Source organism: Amycolatopsis sp. cmx-4-83 (genome assembly GCF_046548815.1).
Classification (GTDB): domain Bacteria; phylum Actinomycetota; class Actinomycetes; order Mycobacteriales; family Pseudonocardiaceae; genus Amycolatopsis; species Amycolatopsis pretoriensis_A.
This window is the reverse complement of record NZ_JAEBEF010000005.1, coordinates 591730-605119: the sequence shown is the minus strand read 5'-3', so window position 1 is coordinate 605119 and position 13390 is coordinate 591730. Positions and strand designations below refer to the sequence as shown.

The 13390-nt window shown below is 71.9% G+C and carries 17 protein-coding genes and 1 riboswitch; of the genes, 10 read left to right on the top strand and 7 right to left on the bottom strand.

All coding sequences use genetic code 11. From position 1 onward, the window contains the following. Positions 1 to 8: 8 nt before the first annotated feature. Complete coding sequence (locus ACLJQM_RS18675) at positions 9 to 374, bottom strand: recombinase family protein (RefSeq protein ID WP_410632146.1); 366 nt, start codon at positions 372 to 374, stop codon at positions 9 to 11. On the opposite strand from ACLJQM_RS18675, the gene ACLJQM_RS18670 reads away from it, so the two are divergent. The 4 genes from ACLJQM_RS18670 to ACLJQM_RS18655 all read left to right on the top strand — a co-directional run bounded on the left by ACLJQM_RS18670 (position 364) and on the right by ACLJQM_RS18655 (position 2179). Next, a complete protein-coding gene (locus ACLJQM_RS18670) occupies positions 364 to 738 on the top strand; it encodes a hypothetical protein (protein ID WP_410632145.1) in 375 nt (124 codons plus the stop codon). The two genes, ACLJQM_RS18675 and ACLJQM_RS18670, sit on opposite strands and share 11 nt — an antisense overlap. 192 nt (positions 739 to 930) lie before the next feature. Continuing rightward, positions 931 to 1482 (top strand): ArsR family transcriptional regulator, encoded by a 552-nt coding sequence (locus tag ACLJQM_RS18665; RefSeq protein WP_410632144.1) that lies wholly within the window; start codon positions 931 to 933, stop codon positions 1480 to 1482. Next, on the top strand, positions 1479 to 1853 hold the full coding sequence (locus ACLJQM_RS18660; RefSeq protein WP_410632143.1) for a hypothetical protein: 375 nt from the start codon (positions 1479 to 1481) through the stop codon (positions 1851 to 1853). Before ACLJQM_RS18665 ends, ACLJQM_RS18660 begins: the two co-directional genes overlap by 4 nt. Continuing rightward, entirely contained in the window at positions 1853 to 2179 is a 327-nt protein-coding gene (locus ACLJQM_RS18655) for a hypothetical protein (RefSeq protein ID WP_410632142.1), read from the top strand. The genes ACLJQM_RS18660 and ACLJQM_RS18655 overlap by 1 nt, the downstream gene beginning before the upstream one ends. A 211-nt stretch (positions 2180 to 2390) precedes the next feature. Here the strand turns inward: ACLJQM_RS18655 and ACLJQM_RS18650 are convergent, their stop codons facing one another. After that, entirely contained in the window at positions 2391 to 2519 is a 129-nt protein-coding gene (locus tag ACLJQM_RS18650) for a hypothetical protein (protein ID WP_281506229.1), read from the bottom strand. 75 nt (positions 2520 to 2594) lie between these two features. Further along, positions 2595 to 2879 (bottom strand): 4a-hydroxytetrahydrobiopterin dehydratase, encoded by a 285-nt coding sequence (locus ACLJQM_RS18645; RefSeq protein WP_247018763.1) that lies wholly within the window; start codon positions 2877 to 2879, stop codon positions 2595 to 2597. Positions 2880 to 2911: 32 nt separating this feature from the next. Further along, positions 2912 to 3019: riboswitch (TPP riboswitch) on the top strand. 22 nt (positions 3020 to 3041) lie between these two features. Here ACLJQM_RS18645 and ACLJQM_RS18640 point away from each other — a divergent pair. From ACLJQM_RS18640 to ACLJQM_RS18630, 3 genes are read left to right on the top strand one after another with little or no spacing between them, the layout of a single operon-like run. Beyond that, a complete protein-coding gene (locus ACLJQM_RS18640; RefSeq protein ID WP_360764917.1) occupies positions 3042 to 4094 on the top strand; it encodes a thiamine ABC transporter substrate binding subunit in 1053 nt (350 codons plus the stop codon). Continuing rightward, positions 4070 to 5695 carry an ABC transporter permease gene (locus ACLJQM_RS18635; RefSeq protein ID WP_410632141.1) on the top strand — a complete coding sequence of 542 codons (1626 nt, stop codon included), beginning with the start codon at positions 4070 to 4072 and terminating at the stop codon, positions 5693 to 5695. Before ACLJQM_RS18640 ends, ACLJQM_RS18635 begins: the two co-directional genes overlap by 25 nt. Then, the gene (locus tag ACLJQM_RS18630; RefSeq protein WP_360764920.1) at positions 5695 to 6732 is read left to right on the top strand and encodes an ABC transporter ATP-binding protein; all 1038 of its coding nucleotides are present in this window, start codon (positions 5695 to 5697) and stop codon (positions 6730 to 6732) included. The genes ACLJQM_RS18635 and ACLJQM_RS18630 overlap by 1 nt, the downstream gene beginning before the upstream one ends. Here the strand turns inward: ACLJQM_RS18630 and ACLJQM_RS18625 are convergent. From ACLJQM_RS18625 to ACLJQM_RS18615, 3 genes are read right to left on the bottom strand one after another with little or no spacing between them, the layout of a single operon-like run. Further along, positions 6702 to 7580 carry an ABC transporter permease gene (locus ACLJQM_RS18625; protein ID WP_360764923.1) on the bottom strand — a complete coding sequence of 293 codons (879 nt, stop codon included), beginning with the start codon at positions 7578 to 7580 and terminating at the stop codon, positions 6702 to 6704. The genes ACLJQM_RS18630 and ACLJQM_RS18625 overlap by 31 nt on opposite strands. After that, positions 7577 to 8551 (bottom strand): ABC transporter ATP-binding protein, encoded by a 975-nt coding sequence (locus ACLJQM_RS18620; RefSeq protein ID WP_360764926.1) that lies wholly within the window; start codon positions 8549 to 8551, stop codon positions 7577 to 7579. The genes ACLJQM_RS18625 and ACLJQM_RS18620 overlap by 4 nt, the downstream gene beginning before the upstream one ends. Then, positions 8548 to 9639, bottom strand: a complete 1092-nt coding sequence (locus tag ACLJQM_RS18615) for a LolA family protein (protein WP_410632140.1) — start codon at positions 9637 to 9639, stop codon at positions 8548 to 8550. Before ACLJQM_RS18615 ends, ACLJQM_RS18620 begins: the two co-directional genes overlap by 4 nt. Positions 9640 to 9786: 147 nt before the next feature. On the opposite strand from ACLJQM_RS18615, the gene ACLJQM_RS18610 reads away from it, so the two are divergent. The 3 genes from ACLJQM_RS18610 to ACLJQM_RS18600 all read left to right on the top strand — a co-directional run bounded on the left by ACLJQM_RS18610 (position 9787) and on the right by ACLJQM_RS18600 (position 12284). Further along, the gene (locus ACLJQM_RS18610) at positions 9787 to 10503 is read left to right on the top strand and encodes a response regulator transcription factor (protein WP_410632139.1); all 717 of its coding nucleotides are present in this window, start codon (positions 9787 to 9789) and stop codon (positions 10501 to 10503) included. Next, the gene (locus ACLJQM_RS18605; protein WP_360764934.1) at positions 10500 to 11816 is read left to right on the top strand and encodes a sensor histidine kinase; all 1317 of its coding nucleotides are present in this window, start codon (positions 10500 to 10502) and stop codon (positions 11814 to 11816) included. Before ACLJQM_RS18610 ends, ACLJQM_RS18605 begins: the two co-directional genes overlap by 4 nt. Positions 11817 to 11894: 78 nt before the next feature. Next, a complete protein-coding gene (locus ACLJQM_RS18600; RefSeq protein WP_360764937.1) occupies positions 11895 to 12284 on the top strand; it encodes a (deoxy)nucleoside triphosphate pyrophosphohydrolase in 390 nt (129 codons plus the stop codon). Here the strand turns inward: ACLJQM_RS18600 and trpS are convergent. After that, positions 12277 to 13296, bottom strand: coding sequence for a tryptophan--tRNA ligase (gene trpS, locus ACLJQM_RS18595; RefSeq protein ID WP_410632137.1), 1020 nt, complete (start codon positions 13294 to 13296; stop codon positions 12277 to 12279). The two genes, ACLJQM_RS18600 and trpS, sit on opposite strands and share 8 nt — an antisense overlap. Positions 13297 to 13390 lie beyond the last annotated feature (94 nt).

The window sequence follows — 13390 nt, the reverse complement described above, 5'->3', positions numbered from 1 at the left end:
CGGCCTGCTCAACGAGCGCATACAGCGGCGGCTTTCCAGCTCATGCCGCCTTCCCTCGCGATTGCGGGCGACGCGACGGCGGACGGTGTGCGGTCAACAGGGCAGCCAGCCGGTCCCGCTGCCTGGGTGTCAGCGGCGGTGCTGCGTCGAGTAGCTCGCGAGCCTGGGCGTCCAAGTCCGGTGGGGTTCCATGGACGGCCGTGACGAGTGGAGACGTCGGCTTCGGTGAGCCACGCGGCAAGCGCGCGGAGAGAATCCCCGGCGGCGAACCGATCGAAGAGTTCGCGCACGATGACGGCTTCGCTCTCGATGACCTCGCGTGCCGAGGTGTAGCCCGTCGACCGAACGCCGAGGAGGCTTACCGTGCTCCGCACGCTGGAGGGCAGCGGCGCGCTGTCGTGCGGACTTCCGCTCGATCTCGCCGCGGGCGACAGTCACCTGGATCCGGGCGAACATCCGGCCGCTGTCGGTCGGCAGATCGGCCTCGCCGTTCGCGGTGACCAGCAACAGGTCGCGTTCTTGCGCTGCGTCGACCCAGTGTTCGAGCTGACGGGCGGCCGATCCAAGTCCCAACAGACCAGTGCGTCGAACTCGCCGGCTTCGTACGCGGCGACCAACTGGTCGTACTCGGGGCGGGACTTGTGTCGACGGCATGCCATCCGCGCTGGTCAGCGACGCGTAGACAGTCCGCCCGCTGTCGTTGAACAGCCAGCTGCTCGCCAGCCGCGTCTAAGCTGACTCGTAGGTAGATGGCGCAACGACGGGTTGTTGCCACACTTCAAGTGTTCGCGGCGACGTGGTCGAGTTCCGCTTCAACGTCTGACGCACGCCTGGTGAGCAAGAACTACTGAGTGTTGCTTTCATTCGGCGCAGGGTATGCTGCGTCCAATGAAAGCTTCGCCGAGTTTGCTGCCTTTGCTGCGTTCGCGCATGCAGGGCGAGCTGCTGGCGCTGGTCCTGCTGCACCCGGAGCGCGAATACAGCATCACCGAGCTCGCCGAGGCCTGTGGTGTCACGCCGACGGCCGTGCTGCGCGAGGTCGAACGGCTCGTGAGTGGCGGCATCCTGGAAGATCGGCGAGTCGGCCGGAGCCGGCTTGTCAAAGCCCGCACGGACACCCCGCTCTACCGGCCGTTGAGCGAGGTCATCGCGGTCACCTTCGGGCCGCTGCCGCTGCTCGCCGAGGCTTTGTCGGGTCTGACGGGTGTGCACGAGGCCTACATCTACGGGTCCTGGGCCGCGCGCTACCGCGGCGAACCGGGCCCGCCGCCCGGGGACGTCGACGTGCTCGTCGTCGGTTCGCCTGACCCGGACGTGCTCTTCGACCTGGCTGAAGGCGTGTCGCGCCGGCTGGGCCGCGAGGTCAACGTCCACCGGATCTCGCCGGCCTCGTGGGCGGCAGGCAGCACGGATCCGTTTATCGTCAGCGTGCGTGAGCGTCCGCTGGTCCCGTTGTCCCTCGACCAGGAGCCATCCCGATGACCCCGTGGAACCAAGGGCGCGCCACGATCGACGCGCTCATCGCGCGCGGTTCGGATCCGGAAGGCGCCTACACGCTGGCGTACGACGGCGCCCGCCGGGCTTTGGCGGCCATCCTGCAGAACCAGGGCCTGCGTGCGACGAGCCGCGGTGGCCACATCGCCGTCTACGAAGCGGTTCTCGCGCAGCTCGATCCGCCGCTGGGGCCGCTTCTGCGTCCCTTCAACCGGATGCGGGTTCGGCGCAACGAAGTCGCCTACCGTTCTTCCGAGGCACCTTCGGTGACTGCTGAAGATGTGACAGCCGACGTGGCGAAGGTCGAGGACCTCATCGGGGTCGCGGAGAAGGCGATCCCGAACATGTCCCGCTACTGATGGTGAGCCGCCCGCTCACGCGGAACGAGCGCGAGACCCTGGAAGTCCTTCTCGCGGGGGACTTCCCGGGCGCAGCCGAACTGCGGGCGCAAGCCGTCACGGCCCGGGTGACCGGAAGCTGTGGTTGCGGGTGCCCGACCGTCGATCTCGAAGTCGATGCGGACGCGCCCACGTTCGAGGTCGCCGAGCGGGTGGCGGTCGAAGCCGACGTGCCGGGCGGCGGGCTCATCGTGTTCGTCGACGAAGGCCGGTTGTCGGCGCTCGAATACTGGACTGTCGAGGACGAGCCGCCGGCCGCGTTCCCGGCACCGGAAGAGATCCGTTGAAAACGCCGCCGCTCGAGAAGTCAGAGCGGCGGCGCGGGCGAACTCAGCCGAGCAGGCCCATCAGGGCGATGGTGATCAGCACCACCGCGGGGGCGAGGGCGTTGATCCAGGCACGCTGTGCGGAGGTGAGGGTGGCGGTGCTGTTCATGGCGTTTCCTAGGGCCGAAAACCGATGCTTCCGCCCTGCTCAGCGCGCTGATCTTGGCCTTCGTTAGCGGCTGTGATCGAACTCACCGGCATCCGGGTGACGGCGGCCCTTGGCGGTGAACCAGAGCACACCGCCGGCTGCCGCCACCATCGTCGCGAATGCTGCTGTGCCGACCACGATGGCCTGGGTCATGTCCGTCTCTCCTAGCAAAAGTCGTTTACCGAGAGACGTCGAACCGGTGAAAAAGTGCACTCAGAGTAACCAGGATCACAACGCCGAAAGCACCGAGTCGATCTCGGCCGCCAGGGAGAAGTCCTTCGCCGTCAGGCCGCCCGCCGAGTGCGTGCTGAGGCGGAACGTCAGGGTGCGCCAGCGGATGTCGATGTCCGGGTGGTGGTCGGCCGCCTCGGCGAGGACCGCCACCCGGTCCACCACCTCGATCGCCTGGGAGAACGAAGCCAGCTCCACCTCCCGGGAGATCACCGCTCCGGTACGCGTCCAGTTCGCGCCCAGTCGTCCGTCGGCCTCGGAGTCGCTCAAGATTTCCGTCATGTCTCCATGGTCGTCCGTCCTGGACTACGCTGCACGGTTGCCACGGGAGTCCGGTCAGCCGGGCTGAGAGGCGGGTCACCCCGCGACCGTTCGCACCTGACCGGATCATGCCGGCGAAGGGAGGGCTTCCTCTCCTCGTCCGGCGAAGTGCAGGAGGGGTAGATGAAACGCAGGGCTGTTCGCGCCGCGACGGCCATCGCCGTCGTCAGCGTCGTCGCCGCGGGGTGCTCGCTGTCGGACGGCGACGGTGGCACGCAGCAGACGCCCACCGTCACCCTCGTGACGCACGACTCCTTCCTGGCGCCGCAGGAGGTGCTCGACGCCTTCCAGAAGCAGTCGGGCATCAAGATTTCCGTGCTCAAGCAGGGCGACGCCGGATCGCTGACCAACAAGCTCGTGCTGACCAAGGCGAACCCGGTCGGCGACGTCGCGTACGGCGTCGACTCGACCTTCGCCTCGCGCGCGCTCTCCGAAGGCGTCTTCGAGCCCTACACCAGCCCGGAAGCCGACCGCGGGCCGCAGCGCTACGCCGTCGATCCCGAGCACCGGCTCTCCGCCGTCGACGTCGGGGACGTCTGCGTCAACGTCGACACGAACTACTTCGCCACCAAGGGGATCCCGGCGCCGTCGAGCTACGACGACCTGGCCGACCCGAAGTACAAGGACCTCCTCGTCGCCGAGGACCCGGCCACGGCGTCGCCCGGGCTCGCGTTCCTCCTCGGCACCATCGCGAAGTACGGCGAGTCCGGCTGGCAGGGCTACTGGACGAAGCTGAAGGCCAACGGCCTCAAGGTGGTCAGCGGCTGGGAAGAGGCCTACACCAAGGACTTCTCCGGCTCCGCGGGCAAGGGGCCGCGGCCGATCGTCGTCTCGTACGCGTCTTCGCCGGCCGCCGAGGTCGGCGACGACGGCAAGCCGCGCACCAAGGCGCTGCTCGACACCTGCTACCGCCAGGTCGAGTACGCCGGCGTGCTGGCCGGCGGCAAGCAGACCGAGAGCGCGCGCAAGGTCGTCGACTTCCTTTTGTCGCAGCAGTTCCAGGCGACCGTCGCGGCCAACATGTACGTCTACCCGGCGCGCCAGGGCGTCGACCTGCCCGCCGGCTGGGCGCAGGTCGCGCCGCTGCCGCAGAAGCCGCAAGCGCTGACGGCGGACCAGGTGCAGGCCGGCCGGGAGAAGTGGATCGGCGAATGGCGCACGCTCGTGCAGTCGTAGCTCCACCCCGGACCGCCCGCGGACTCGGCTTGGCGCTGCTCGGGCTGGCCCCGATCGGGTTCCTGGTGGTGTTCTTCGCCTGGCCCGTGCTGGCGATCATCGGGCGCGGGTTCGCCGAGGGCGGGCTCGACGTCGTCCTCGGCGACGCGCGGACCTGGCAGCTGGCCGGCTTCACCGTCGCGAGCGCGGCGGCGTCGACGGTGGTCGCCGTGGCCGCCGGGCTGCCGGTGGCGTTCCTGCTGGCCCGGGTGGAACTGCCCGGCGTCGGCCTGGCGCGGACCCTGGTGCTGGTGCCGTTCGTGCTGCCCACGGTCGTCGTCGGGCTGGCGTTCCGGGCGCTCTGGCCGGACGGCGGCGTGCTGCCGATCGTGCTGGCCAACGCCTTCTTCAACGTCGCGGTCGTCGCGCGCACGGTCGCCGGGCTGTGGGCGCGGCTCGATCCGCGGACGACCGACGCCGCCCGCGCGCTCGGTGCGTCCCCGTGGCGGGCCTTCCGCTCGGTGACGCTGCCCGCGCTGGCCCCGGCGGTCGCGTCCGCCGCGGCCGTGGTGTTCCTGTTCTGCGCCACCAGTTTCGGGGTCGTCCTGATCCTCGGCGGCGCGAAGTACCGGACGTTGGAAACCGAGATCTACCTGCGCACGGTCGACCTGCTGGACCTCTCGGGCGCGGCGGCGCTGTCGGTCATCCAGTTCGCGGCCGTGGTCGCCGCGCTGGTGCTCGGCGGGCTGGCCCGGCGGCGCAAGGACGGCGCCCGGATCGGCTCCGGCGGGCCGCGGCGGCCGAGAGGCGGCGAATGGTGGGGCGTCGGCGCGGCCGGCGTCGTGCTCGCCCTGCTGCTGACGCCGATCGTCGCGCTGCTCGCCGAGTCCGTGTCCACTGAGGACGGCTGGAGCCTCGCCGGGTACCGGGCACTCACGAGCACCGGCGAGAAGGGCGCGCTGCAGGTGTCCGGTTGGGACGCCGCGGTGAACTCGCTGAAGGTCGCGATCGACGCGACGCTGCTCGCGATGGCCGTCGGCGTGCTCGCGTCCGTGGTGCTGGTGGCGCTGCGGCGGTCGCCGTCGAAACCCGCGCGCGGGCTCGGGGAAACCATGGACGCCGTGCTGATGCTGCCGCTCGGCGTGTCCGCGGTGACCGTCGGCTTCGGCTACCTCGTCACGCTCGACGCGCTGCCCGGCGACCTGCGGACGTCGCCCTACCTCGTCCCGCTGGCCCAGGCGCTGGTGATCACGCCGCTGATCGTGCGGATGGTGCTGCCGGTGCTGCGCTCGGTCGACGTCCGGCTGCGGCAGGCCGCGTCGACGCTCGGCGCGAGCCCGCTGCGCGTGTGGCGCGAGATCGACCTGCCGCTGGCGCTGCGCCCGCTGGTCGCCGCCGCCGGGTTCGGCTTCGTCGTGGCGCTCGGCGAGTTCGGCGCGACCAGCTTCCTGGCCCGGCCGACGGCACCGACGCTGCCGGTGGCGATCGCGTCGCTGATGGGACGGCCGGGGGAGCTCAACAACCAGATGGCGTACGCCGCGTGCGCGCTGCTGATGCTCGTGACGGTGCTGGCGGTCGCGCTGATCGACCGGCTCGGACGCGGCCGGGTGGGAGAGTTCTGATGGCGTTGTCGGTGCGGGACCTGACCGTCCACTACGGAACGTTCGCCGCGGTGCGCGACGCCCGCCTGGACATCGCGGACGGCGAAGTGCTGGCCCTGCTCGGCCCGTCGGGGTCGGGGAAGTCGACGCTGCTGCGCGCGATCACGGGGCTCGAACCGGGCGCGCGCGGTTCGGTGAGCTGGGACGGCGAGGACCTCGGCGCGGTGCCGGTGCACAAGCGCGGCTTCGGGCTGGTGTTCCAGGACGGCCAGCTCTTCGGCCACCGCGACGTCGCCGCGAACATCGCGTTCGGCCTGCGCATGCACGGCGTGCCGCGCGCGCAGTGGGCGCCGCGGGTCGCCGAGCTGCTGGCGCTGGTCGGCCTGACCGGCTTCGAAAAGCGGCGCGTCACCGAGCTTTCCGGCGGCCAGGCCCAGCGGGTCGCGCTGGCCAGGGCGCTGGCACCGGAGCCGCGGCTGCTGCTGCTCGACGAGCCGCTGTCCGGATTGGACGCCGGGTTGCGCGAGCAGCTGGCCATCGACCTGGCGGAGCTGTTGCGGCGCAGCAAGATCACCGCGCTGCTGGTCACGCACGACCAGGAGGAGGCGTTCACGCTCGCCGACCGGGTGGCGGTGCTCGACGCCGGGGAGGTCCGGCAGGAGGGCGCGGTCCGGCGCGTGTGGCGCAACCCGGCCGACGACGACGTGGCCCGCTTCCTCGGGGTGACGACGTTCGTGGACGGCGTCGCGGCGGCCGGTGTGGTGCGCACGGCGCTGGGTGACGTCGCACTGCCCGATGCGGACGACGGTCCGGTGCGGCTGGGGCTGCGGCCGCACGCGCTGCGGGTCGCGGACTCCGGCGTGGCAGGAGAAGTGTTCGCGGCGGTGCACCGCCGCGAACACTCACGCCTGGTGGTTCGCCTCGAGGAATCCACTGTGGACGCCGTCGCGCCCGCGACATCGGACCTGCGCGCCGGGGACCAGGTGCACCTCGCACTGGACCCCGACGGGCTGGCGGTGGTCGGGATTCAGCCGTCGCGGGTCGAGAGGCGTGCGTAGGCCAGCGACAGCCCGATGACGATGTAGCACACCGCGCGCAGCGCGCCTTCGCCGAGCATCTGCGTGCCCATCGGGTCCTGCAGCACCTCCGCCGGTGCCATCGACCAGTTCTGCGTCAGCAGGAACGGGTGCAGCCAGTCCAAAGAGGACAGGAACCCGAGGATGGTGAACACGATGTCGGTCGCCAGGACCGACGCCACCACCAGCATCGGGTGCTCGGTCCAGCTGGAGATCGCCAGCGCGACCGCGCCGACCGCCCACAGCTGGAGCACCACCCAGCCCGCCACCAGCAGGATCCGGGCCAGCGCGCCGCCGAGCGACAACGTCGTGCCCGACAACGTGAACAGCGAATCCGTACCGTTGATGATCAGCCCGGTCACGACGCCGGTCACGCACATCGCGAGCACCGAGACGACCGACACGGTCGCGACGCCGAACGCCTTCACCGCCAGGAGCCGGCCGCGGCCGACCGGGGCGATCAGCCAGCCGCGCAGCGTTCCGTGCGCCGTCTCGCCGGCGATCGCGTCCGCGCCCGCCATGGCCGAGGCCAGCGGGAGCAGCAGTGCCAGCGACATCACGATCGCCGCGATCGGCAGGACGAACGCGTTGTTGACCGCGGACGCCAGCAGCGCGCCGCCGCCGTCGTCCGGGCCGCCGCCGCTGCCCGGCTGGTCGTCGACCAGGGTCAGGCCGATGCCGATGATCACCGGGATCAGGGCCAGCAGCCCGAGCACGGCCAACGTGCGCGGCCGCCGGAAGATCCAGCGCAGCTCCGCGGCCAGCAGCCGGGGCAGCGGCACCGTGTCGTGGCCCGTGCGGGCCGCCGGTGCGTCGAGTACCGCGGTCATTCCGCCCCCTCCGTCAGCCGGGCGAACAAGTCTTCGAGCCCGGTGCGCGCCCGCGTCGCCTCGTGGACCGCGACCCCCGCGCCCACCAGGACCTGCAGCACCCGCGGTGCTTCCGCCGCCGTCAGGTCGACGCGGACGCCGTCCGGCGTCAGCCGGGCGCCGATCCGGTTCTCCCGCAGCACTTCCACCGCCTGCTCCGCGTCCGGCGTGCGGACCAGCAGGGCCGCGTTCCCGGACTCCAGAAGCTCCGCCAGCTCACCCTGCGCGACGACGTTCCCGCTCTGCAGCACGGCGACGTGCGTGCAGGTCGCTTCGACCTCGGCCAGCAGGTGCGACGACACCAGCACGGTGACGCCCTCGGCGTGCAGCTCGGCGACGATCCTGCGGATCTCCCTGGTACCAGCGGGGTCGAGGCCGTTGGTCGGCTCGTCGAGCACGACCATCTTGCGCGGCACGAGCAACGCCGAAGCGAGCCCGAGCCGTTGCTTCATGCCGAGCGAGTAACCCTTGTACCGGCGGCGCGCTGCGACCGTCAGCCCGACGCGCTCCAGCGCGGAGTCGACGGCGGCGGGGATCCCGGCCGAAGCCAGCCGGGGTTCCGCGGCGGCGAAGCGCAGCAGGTTGTCGCGCCCGGACAGGAACGGGTGGAAGCCCGGCCCCTCGACGAGCGCGCCGACGTCGGGCAGCGCGTGCGCGGCGGCGTCCGGCATCGGGCGGCCGAGCAGCTCGACCTCGCCCTCGGTCGGCCGGACCAGGCCGAGCAGCATCCGGATGGTGGTCGTCTTGCCCGAGCCGTTCGGCCCGAGCATCCCCACGACCGCGCCCTGCGGGATGTCGAGGTCGACGTGGTCGACCGCGACCGTGCTGCCGTACACCTTGCGCAACCCGCGCGTGCGCGCGGCGAGCGGGACCGCCGGGGCGGACGCCTCCGAAGAGACGTCCGCCCCGGACTCCACAGCCGTGCTGGTCACTTCTGACCCAGCGCTTCGTAGAGGACCTGCTCCGGCACCGCACCGGCGGCGAACCGGCCGTCGTCGGTCAGGACCGCGCTGCCGACCTTCGTGGTGACGAGGTAGCCGCTGCCCCAGGCGCCGTCGACCTTCTTGGCGAACCGCTCGAGCAGTGCCTTCGGGTCGGCCAGCGCACCCTTGCGCTCGCCCTGGGCCTTCGGCGCCGCGTTCAGCGCGTCTGCCGGGACCTTGCCGGTGACGACGGTGTCCCAGCCGTCGCCGACGACCTTGACGTCCTGCTTGGCCTGCTCGGCGAGGTCCTTGTGCTGCTGGTCGACCGTCGGCGTCTTCTCCTGCACCTTCGCGCCCTTCGGCGGGGTGAAGGTGAAGAGGTCGGCCGGCTGCTGCGTGAACCGGATCTCGCTGAACGCGACCTCGAGCGCCGGCGTCGACGTGCCGTTGCTCAGCACCGACACCCGCAGCGGCATGCGCGTCTGCGAGTCGACCGCGACGCGGATCTCGCGCAGCAGCGTCCGCTCGGTCGGCTTCGGCGTCAGGACCAGCTCGTACGCGGGGCGGTCGGCGACGGTCGCGGTGCCGTCGACCGATACCGTGCTGCTCTCGCGGACCTTCGCCAGCAGTTCGGTGGACGCCGTGACCGGGTCGGGCGTCTTCTCGCTGCCCGCGCCCTTCTGCTTGGCCACGTCGGCCGGGATGGTCACCTTGGTCGCGGTGTTGGTCTTGGAGCTGTAGTCCCAGACGGTCGTGCCGTCGTGGACCACGGTCTCCTGGCTGGCCCCCTGCGTGACCGCGAGGCGGCTCTTGCCGGCGCCGTCGCTGAAGATGTGCGCCGAGTCCATGTTCAGCGCCGACGCGCCCGGCACCGCGTTCCCCACCGCGGGCAGGCCCAGGTCGTTGCTCACCTTCACGGTGCCGTCGAACGCGCCCGGCTTCGCCTTGACCACCGACTGGACCAGCTCCTCGGCGCTCACCTGCGGCAGCGCCGGCTTGTCGTCCGCGCTGGCCGGCATCGCGACGAACGCGAGCCCGCCGGCACCGAGCGCGGTGCCGACGACCGCGGCGGTGATGCCCTTCGTCTTCGGTTTCATGCGTCTCTCCCTGTGGTGTTCCCGGGCCGAGTGTGCCCGGTTCCCTGGCCACGACGCTTCCCTCTCGAGGCTGAGATACCCCTGAAGGTTCTCCCTCCCTGGCTGAGATCGTGCTGAGAGCCGCCGCACGACCTGCGCGAACCGGTCATGATGAACCTCGTGAAACCTCGGGTGCTGGTGGTCGACGACGAACCGGGCGTGCGGAAGGCGCTGCAACGCGGGTTGCGCGCGGAGGACATGGACGTGGTCACCGCCGTGGACGGGCCCACCGGGCTGCAGCTGGCGAGCACGGGCTCCTTCGACGTCATCCTGCTCGACATCATGCTGCCGGGCCTGTCCGGCTACCGCGTGCTGGAGCGGCTGCGCAAGGACGGCGTCACGACGCCGGTGCTGCTGGTCTCGGCCAAGGACGGCGAGATCGACCAGGCCGACGGCCTCGACCTCGGCGCCGACGGCTACCTCGTCAAGCCGTTCTCCTTCGTGGTGCTGGTCGCGCAGGTCCGCGCGACGCTGCGCCGGGCGGGGCCGGACGCGAGCCGCGGCACGCTGCGGCTCGGCGCGCTGGCCGTCGACCGCGGGCTGCGGCAGGTGCGCTGGAACGACGAGGAGGTCGGGCTGAGCCCGCGGGAGTTCGCGCTGCTCGAAGTCCTCGTCGGGCGGGCCGGCACGGTCGTCACGAAGGACGAGCTGCTGCGCGCGGTCTGGGGGGAGGAGCAGGCCGTGACGCGCAACCTCGTCGAGGTCTACGTCGGATACGTACGACGTAAGTTGGACGCGGTCGGCGCGGGCGCGCTGCTGCGGACCGTGCGCGGGCACGGTTACCTGGCCTCGGACGCGCAGCTCGACGAGGTCATCACCCCGTGATCGGCTGGTGGCGGGGCCGGTCCCTGCAAGTGCGGATCACCCTGCTGGCCGCGACGATCACCCTGGTCTGCCTGCTCGGGCTGGCCGCGCTGGCCGCGTCGAACCTGTCGCCGCTGCTCATCGGCTCGGTCGACCGCGAGCTCTCGAGCGCGCTCGGCCCGGCCGGCGCCGAGGTGGGCGCCGGGCGGCCGCTGTCCGGCGCGGCCCCGGTGACGCTGCGGGTGCTGGACACCGCGGGCGCGCCGGTGGACGGCGGGACACCCACCGGCCTTACGGTGTACGACATCTCGACGCTCAAGGCGGGCCAGCCGGTCCAGCGCGACGGCGCGCGGTACCTCGGCGCCGTCGTGAGCGCGCCGGACGGGGCGCAACGGCTGGTCGTGGCCGGTGCGGGCCTGGTCGGGTTCTCGGCCGCGGTGCACTACGGCGGGGTGTGGCTGGTCGTCGTCGCGTCGGTCGGCGCGCTGGTGGCGGGCTTCGCGACGTGGCTGGTGGTGCGCCTGTCGCTGCGGCCGGTCGCGCGCATGCGGGGTTCGGTGCGGGCGCTGCCGCCGGGCGCGCGGCTGGCGCTGCCGGACTCCCACGACGAGCTGCGCGCGCTCGCGGAGGAGTTCAACGCGCTGCTGGAACGGCAGGAGCAGGCCGCCGAGCGGCTCCGGCGGTTCACCGGCGACGCGGCGCACGAGCTGCGCTCGCCGGTCGCGTCGATCCGCGTCCAGGCCGAGGTCGCCGTGACGAACCCGGATCCGGAGCTGTCGCAGGAGACGCTGTCGGACATCCTCACCGAAGCCGAGCGGCTGTCGTCGCTGCTGGACGGGCTGCTGTCGCTGGCGCGGTCGGACGCGGGGGAGGTACCGCCCGCTGCGCCCGTCGAGCTGGTGAGCGAGGTGCGTTCGGCGGTGGCCCGGCTGCCGGCGGAGGCACCGGAGACGCGGGTGAACACGGCGGTGGCGCAGGCGTGGGCGTCGTCCGCGCACGCCGAGGTGGAGCTGGTGCTGGACAACCTGCTGCGCAACGCCTGCCGCTACGCGCGCGGGGAGATCGTGGTGTCGGTGCTGGCGTCCCGCTCGACGGTCCGGGTGGTCGTCGACGACGACGGCCCGGGCATCGCGCCGGAGCACCGCGAGAAGGTGTTCGACCGGTTCTACCGGATCGCCGACGACCGGGCCCGCTCGTCCGGCGGCACCGGGCTGGGGCTGGCGATGGTGGCGGAGACGGTCCGGCGGCGGGGCGGCCGGGTGCAGGTGGGCGAGTCCCCGGACGGGGGAGCGCGGTTCGTGGTGGTCTGGCGCGCGGCTACCGGTCGTGAGTGAGAAACAGGGTTGGAACACTGTTTCCCACTCACGACCGGCCACGAGCGGGAGTGGGGCTTCCGGGTAGATTCCGGGGCTGTGAACGGTGTGATCGTGGGTGCCGCCCTCGTGCGTGACGGGAAGCTGCTCGCCCAGCAGCGCGCCTGGCCCGCCGACCACGCGGGACAGTGGGAGCTGCCGGGCGGCCGGGTCGAAGCCGACGAGTCCGACGCCTTCGCGCTCGCCCGGGAGTGCAGCGAGGAGCTCGACGTCGTGATCGAGGTCGGCGCGCGCGTCGGGGAGGACGTCCCGCTGCCGGGCGGGAAGGTGCTGCGCATCTACGCCGCTTCGCTCGTTTCACCCGGCGGGGAGCCGCGGGCCGTCGAGCACCGGGCCGTGCGCTGGCTCGGGCCCGACGACCTCGACGACGTCGACTGGCTGCCCGCCGACCGGATCCTGCTCCCGGAACTGCGCGCGCTGCTCAGTTAGCGCCGATCATCCGCAGCGCCGCGTCGAGCCGGTGGGAGCCCCGCTCCCGAGCCCGTTCCGCACCCGCCTTGCGGACCCGGTCCAGCTCCGCGACGTCGTCGAGCAGCGTTAACGCTCGTTCACGCAGGGGTCGCAGCTCCTCGATCACCGCGTCGGCGACGGCGTCCTTCACCGCGCCGTACGACGTGAACTCCTCGGCCAGGTCCGCCGGCGAGCCGCCCCGGCAGGCGGCCAGGACCTCCAGCAGGTTCGCCATCCCCGGCCGGGTGTCCGGGGCGTGCACCGGCACCGAACCGCCGTCGGTGACCGCCCGGCGGATCTTGCGGCGGACCTGGTCCGGCTCGTCCAGCGCGAACACGACGCCGGCCGCGTCGCGCGTCGACTTCGACATCTTGCGCGTCGGGTCGGTGAGGTCCTTCACCCGCGCGCCCGCCGGCGGGAGGACCGCCTCCGGGATGGTGAAGACCTCGCCGTACGTGCTGTTGAAGCGCTTGGCCAGTGCCCGCGTCAGCTCGACGTGCTGCCGCTGGTCCTCGCCGACCGGGACCTCGTGCGCGCCCTGGAGCAGGATGTCCGCGGCCATCAGCGCCGGGTAGGTCAGCAGCGACAGCCGCACCCCGGCCTGGCCCTTGGACTTTCCATCCATGCCCCCGCCGCCACCCTCAGCGGAGGCGCTGCGCGCCGCTGATTTTTCTTTGAACTGGATCATCCGCGCGGCCTCGCCGTAGTTGCAGGTGCACTCCAGGACCCACGTCAGCGCCCCCAGCTCGCGGGCCAGGTCGGACTGGACGAACACCCGCTCGGGATCGATGCCGGCGGCGATCAGCACGGCGAGCTGCTCCCTCGCCAGTGACCGGAGTTTCGCCGGGTTGTGCGGGGTCGTCATGCCGTGCAGGTCGGCGACGAAGTACAGGTCGTCCGCGCCGCCCTCACGCGCCCAGCGGCGGACCGCGCCGAGGTAGTTGCCGAGGTGGACGTGACCCGACGGCGTGATCCCGGACAGCTTGCTCATGTGTCTTCCTTTCGGGGAGGGACCACCCCGGAGAAGGCACGAAAAAAGGCCGCCCGTCCGGGGCGGCCGCTGGTGATCAGCGCAGGACTAGACG

What these genes read in the sequence shown, in the direction of transcription:
- ACLJQM_RS18665 (WP_410632144.1), top strand. Translation starts at nt 931, where the DNA reads ATGCAGGGCGAGCTGCTGGCGCTGGTCCTGCTGCACCCGGAGCGCGAA.
- ACLJQM_RS18660 (WP_410632143.1), top strand. Translation starts at nt 1,479, where the DNA reads ATGACCCCGTGGAACCAAGGGCGCGCCACGATCGACGCGCTCATCGCG.
- ACLJQM_RS18655 (WP_410632142.1), top strand. Translation starts at nt 1,853, where the DNA reads ATGGTGAGCCGCCCGCTCACGCGGAACGAGCGCGAGACCCTGGAAGTC.
- ACLJQM_RS18650 (WP_281506229.1), bottom strand. Translation starts at nt 2,519, where the DNA reads ATGACCCAGGCCATCGTGGTCGGCACAGCAGCATTCGCGACGATGGTG.
- ACLJQM_RS18645 (WP_247018763.1), bottom strand. Translation starts at nt 2,879, where the DNA reads ATGACGGAAATCTTGAGCGACTCCGAGGCCGACGGACGACTGGGCGCG.
- ACLJQM_RS18640 (WP_360764917.1), top strand. Translation starts at nt 3,042, where the DNA reads ATGAAACGCAGGGCTGTTCGCGCCGCGACGGCCATCGCCGTCGTCAGC.
- ACLJQM_RS18635 (WP_410632141.1), top strand. Translation starts at nt 4,070, where the DNA reads ATGGCGCACGCTCGTGCAGTCGTAGCTCCACCCCGGACCGCCCGCGGA.
- ACLJQM_RS18630 (WP_360764920.1), top strand. Translation starts at nt 5,695, where the DNA reads ATGGCGTTGTCGGTGCGGGACCTGACCGTCCACTACGGAACGTTCGCC.
- ACLJQM_RS18625 (WP_360764923.1), bottom strand. Translation starts at nt 7,580, where the DNA reads ATGACCGCGGTACTCGACGCACCGGCGGCCCGCACGGGCCACGACACG.
- ACLJQM_RS18615 (WP_410632140.1), bottom strand. Translation starts at nt 9,639, where the DNA reads ATGAAACCGAAGACGAAGGGCATCACCGCCGCGGTCGTCGGCACCGCG.
- ACLJQM_RS18610 (WP_410632139.1), top strand. Translation starts at nt 9,787, where the DNA reads ATGATGAACCTCGTGAAACCTCGGGTGCTGGTGGTCGACGACGAACCG.
- trpS (WP_410632137.1), bottom strand. Translation starts at nt 13,296, where the DNA reads ATGAGCAAGCTGTCCGGGATCACGCCGTCGGGTCACGTCCACCTCGGC.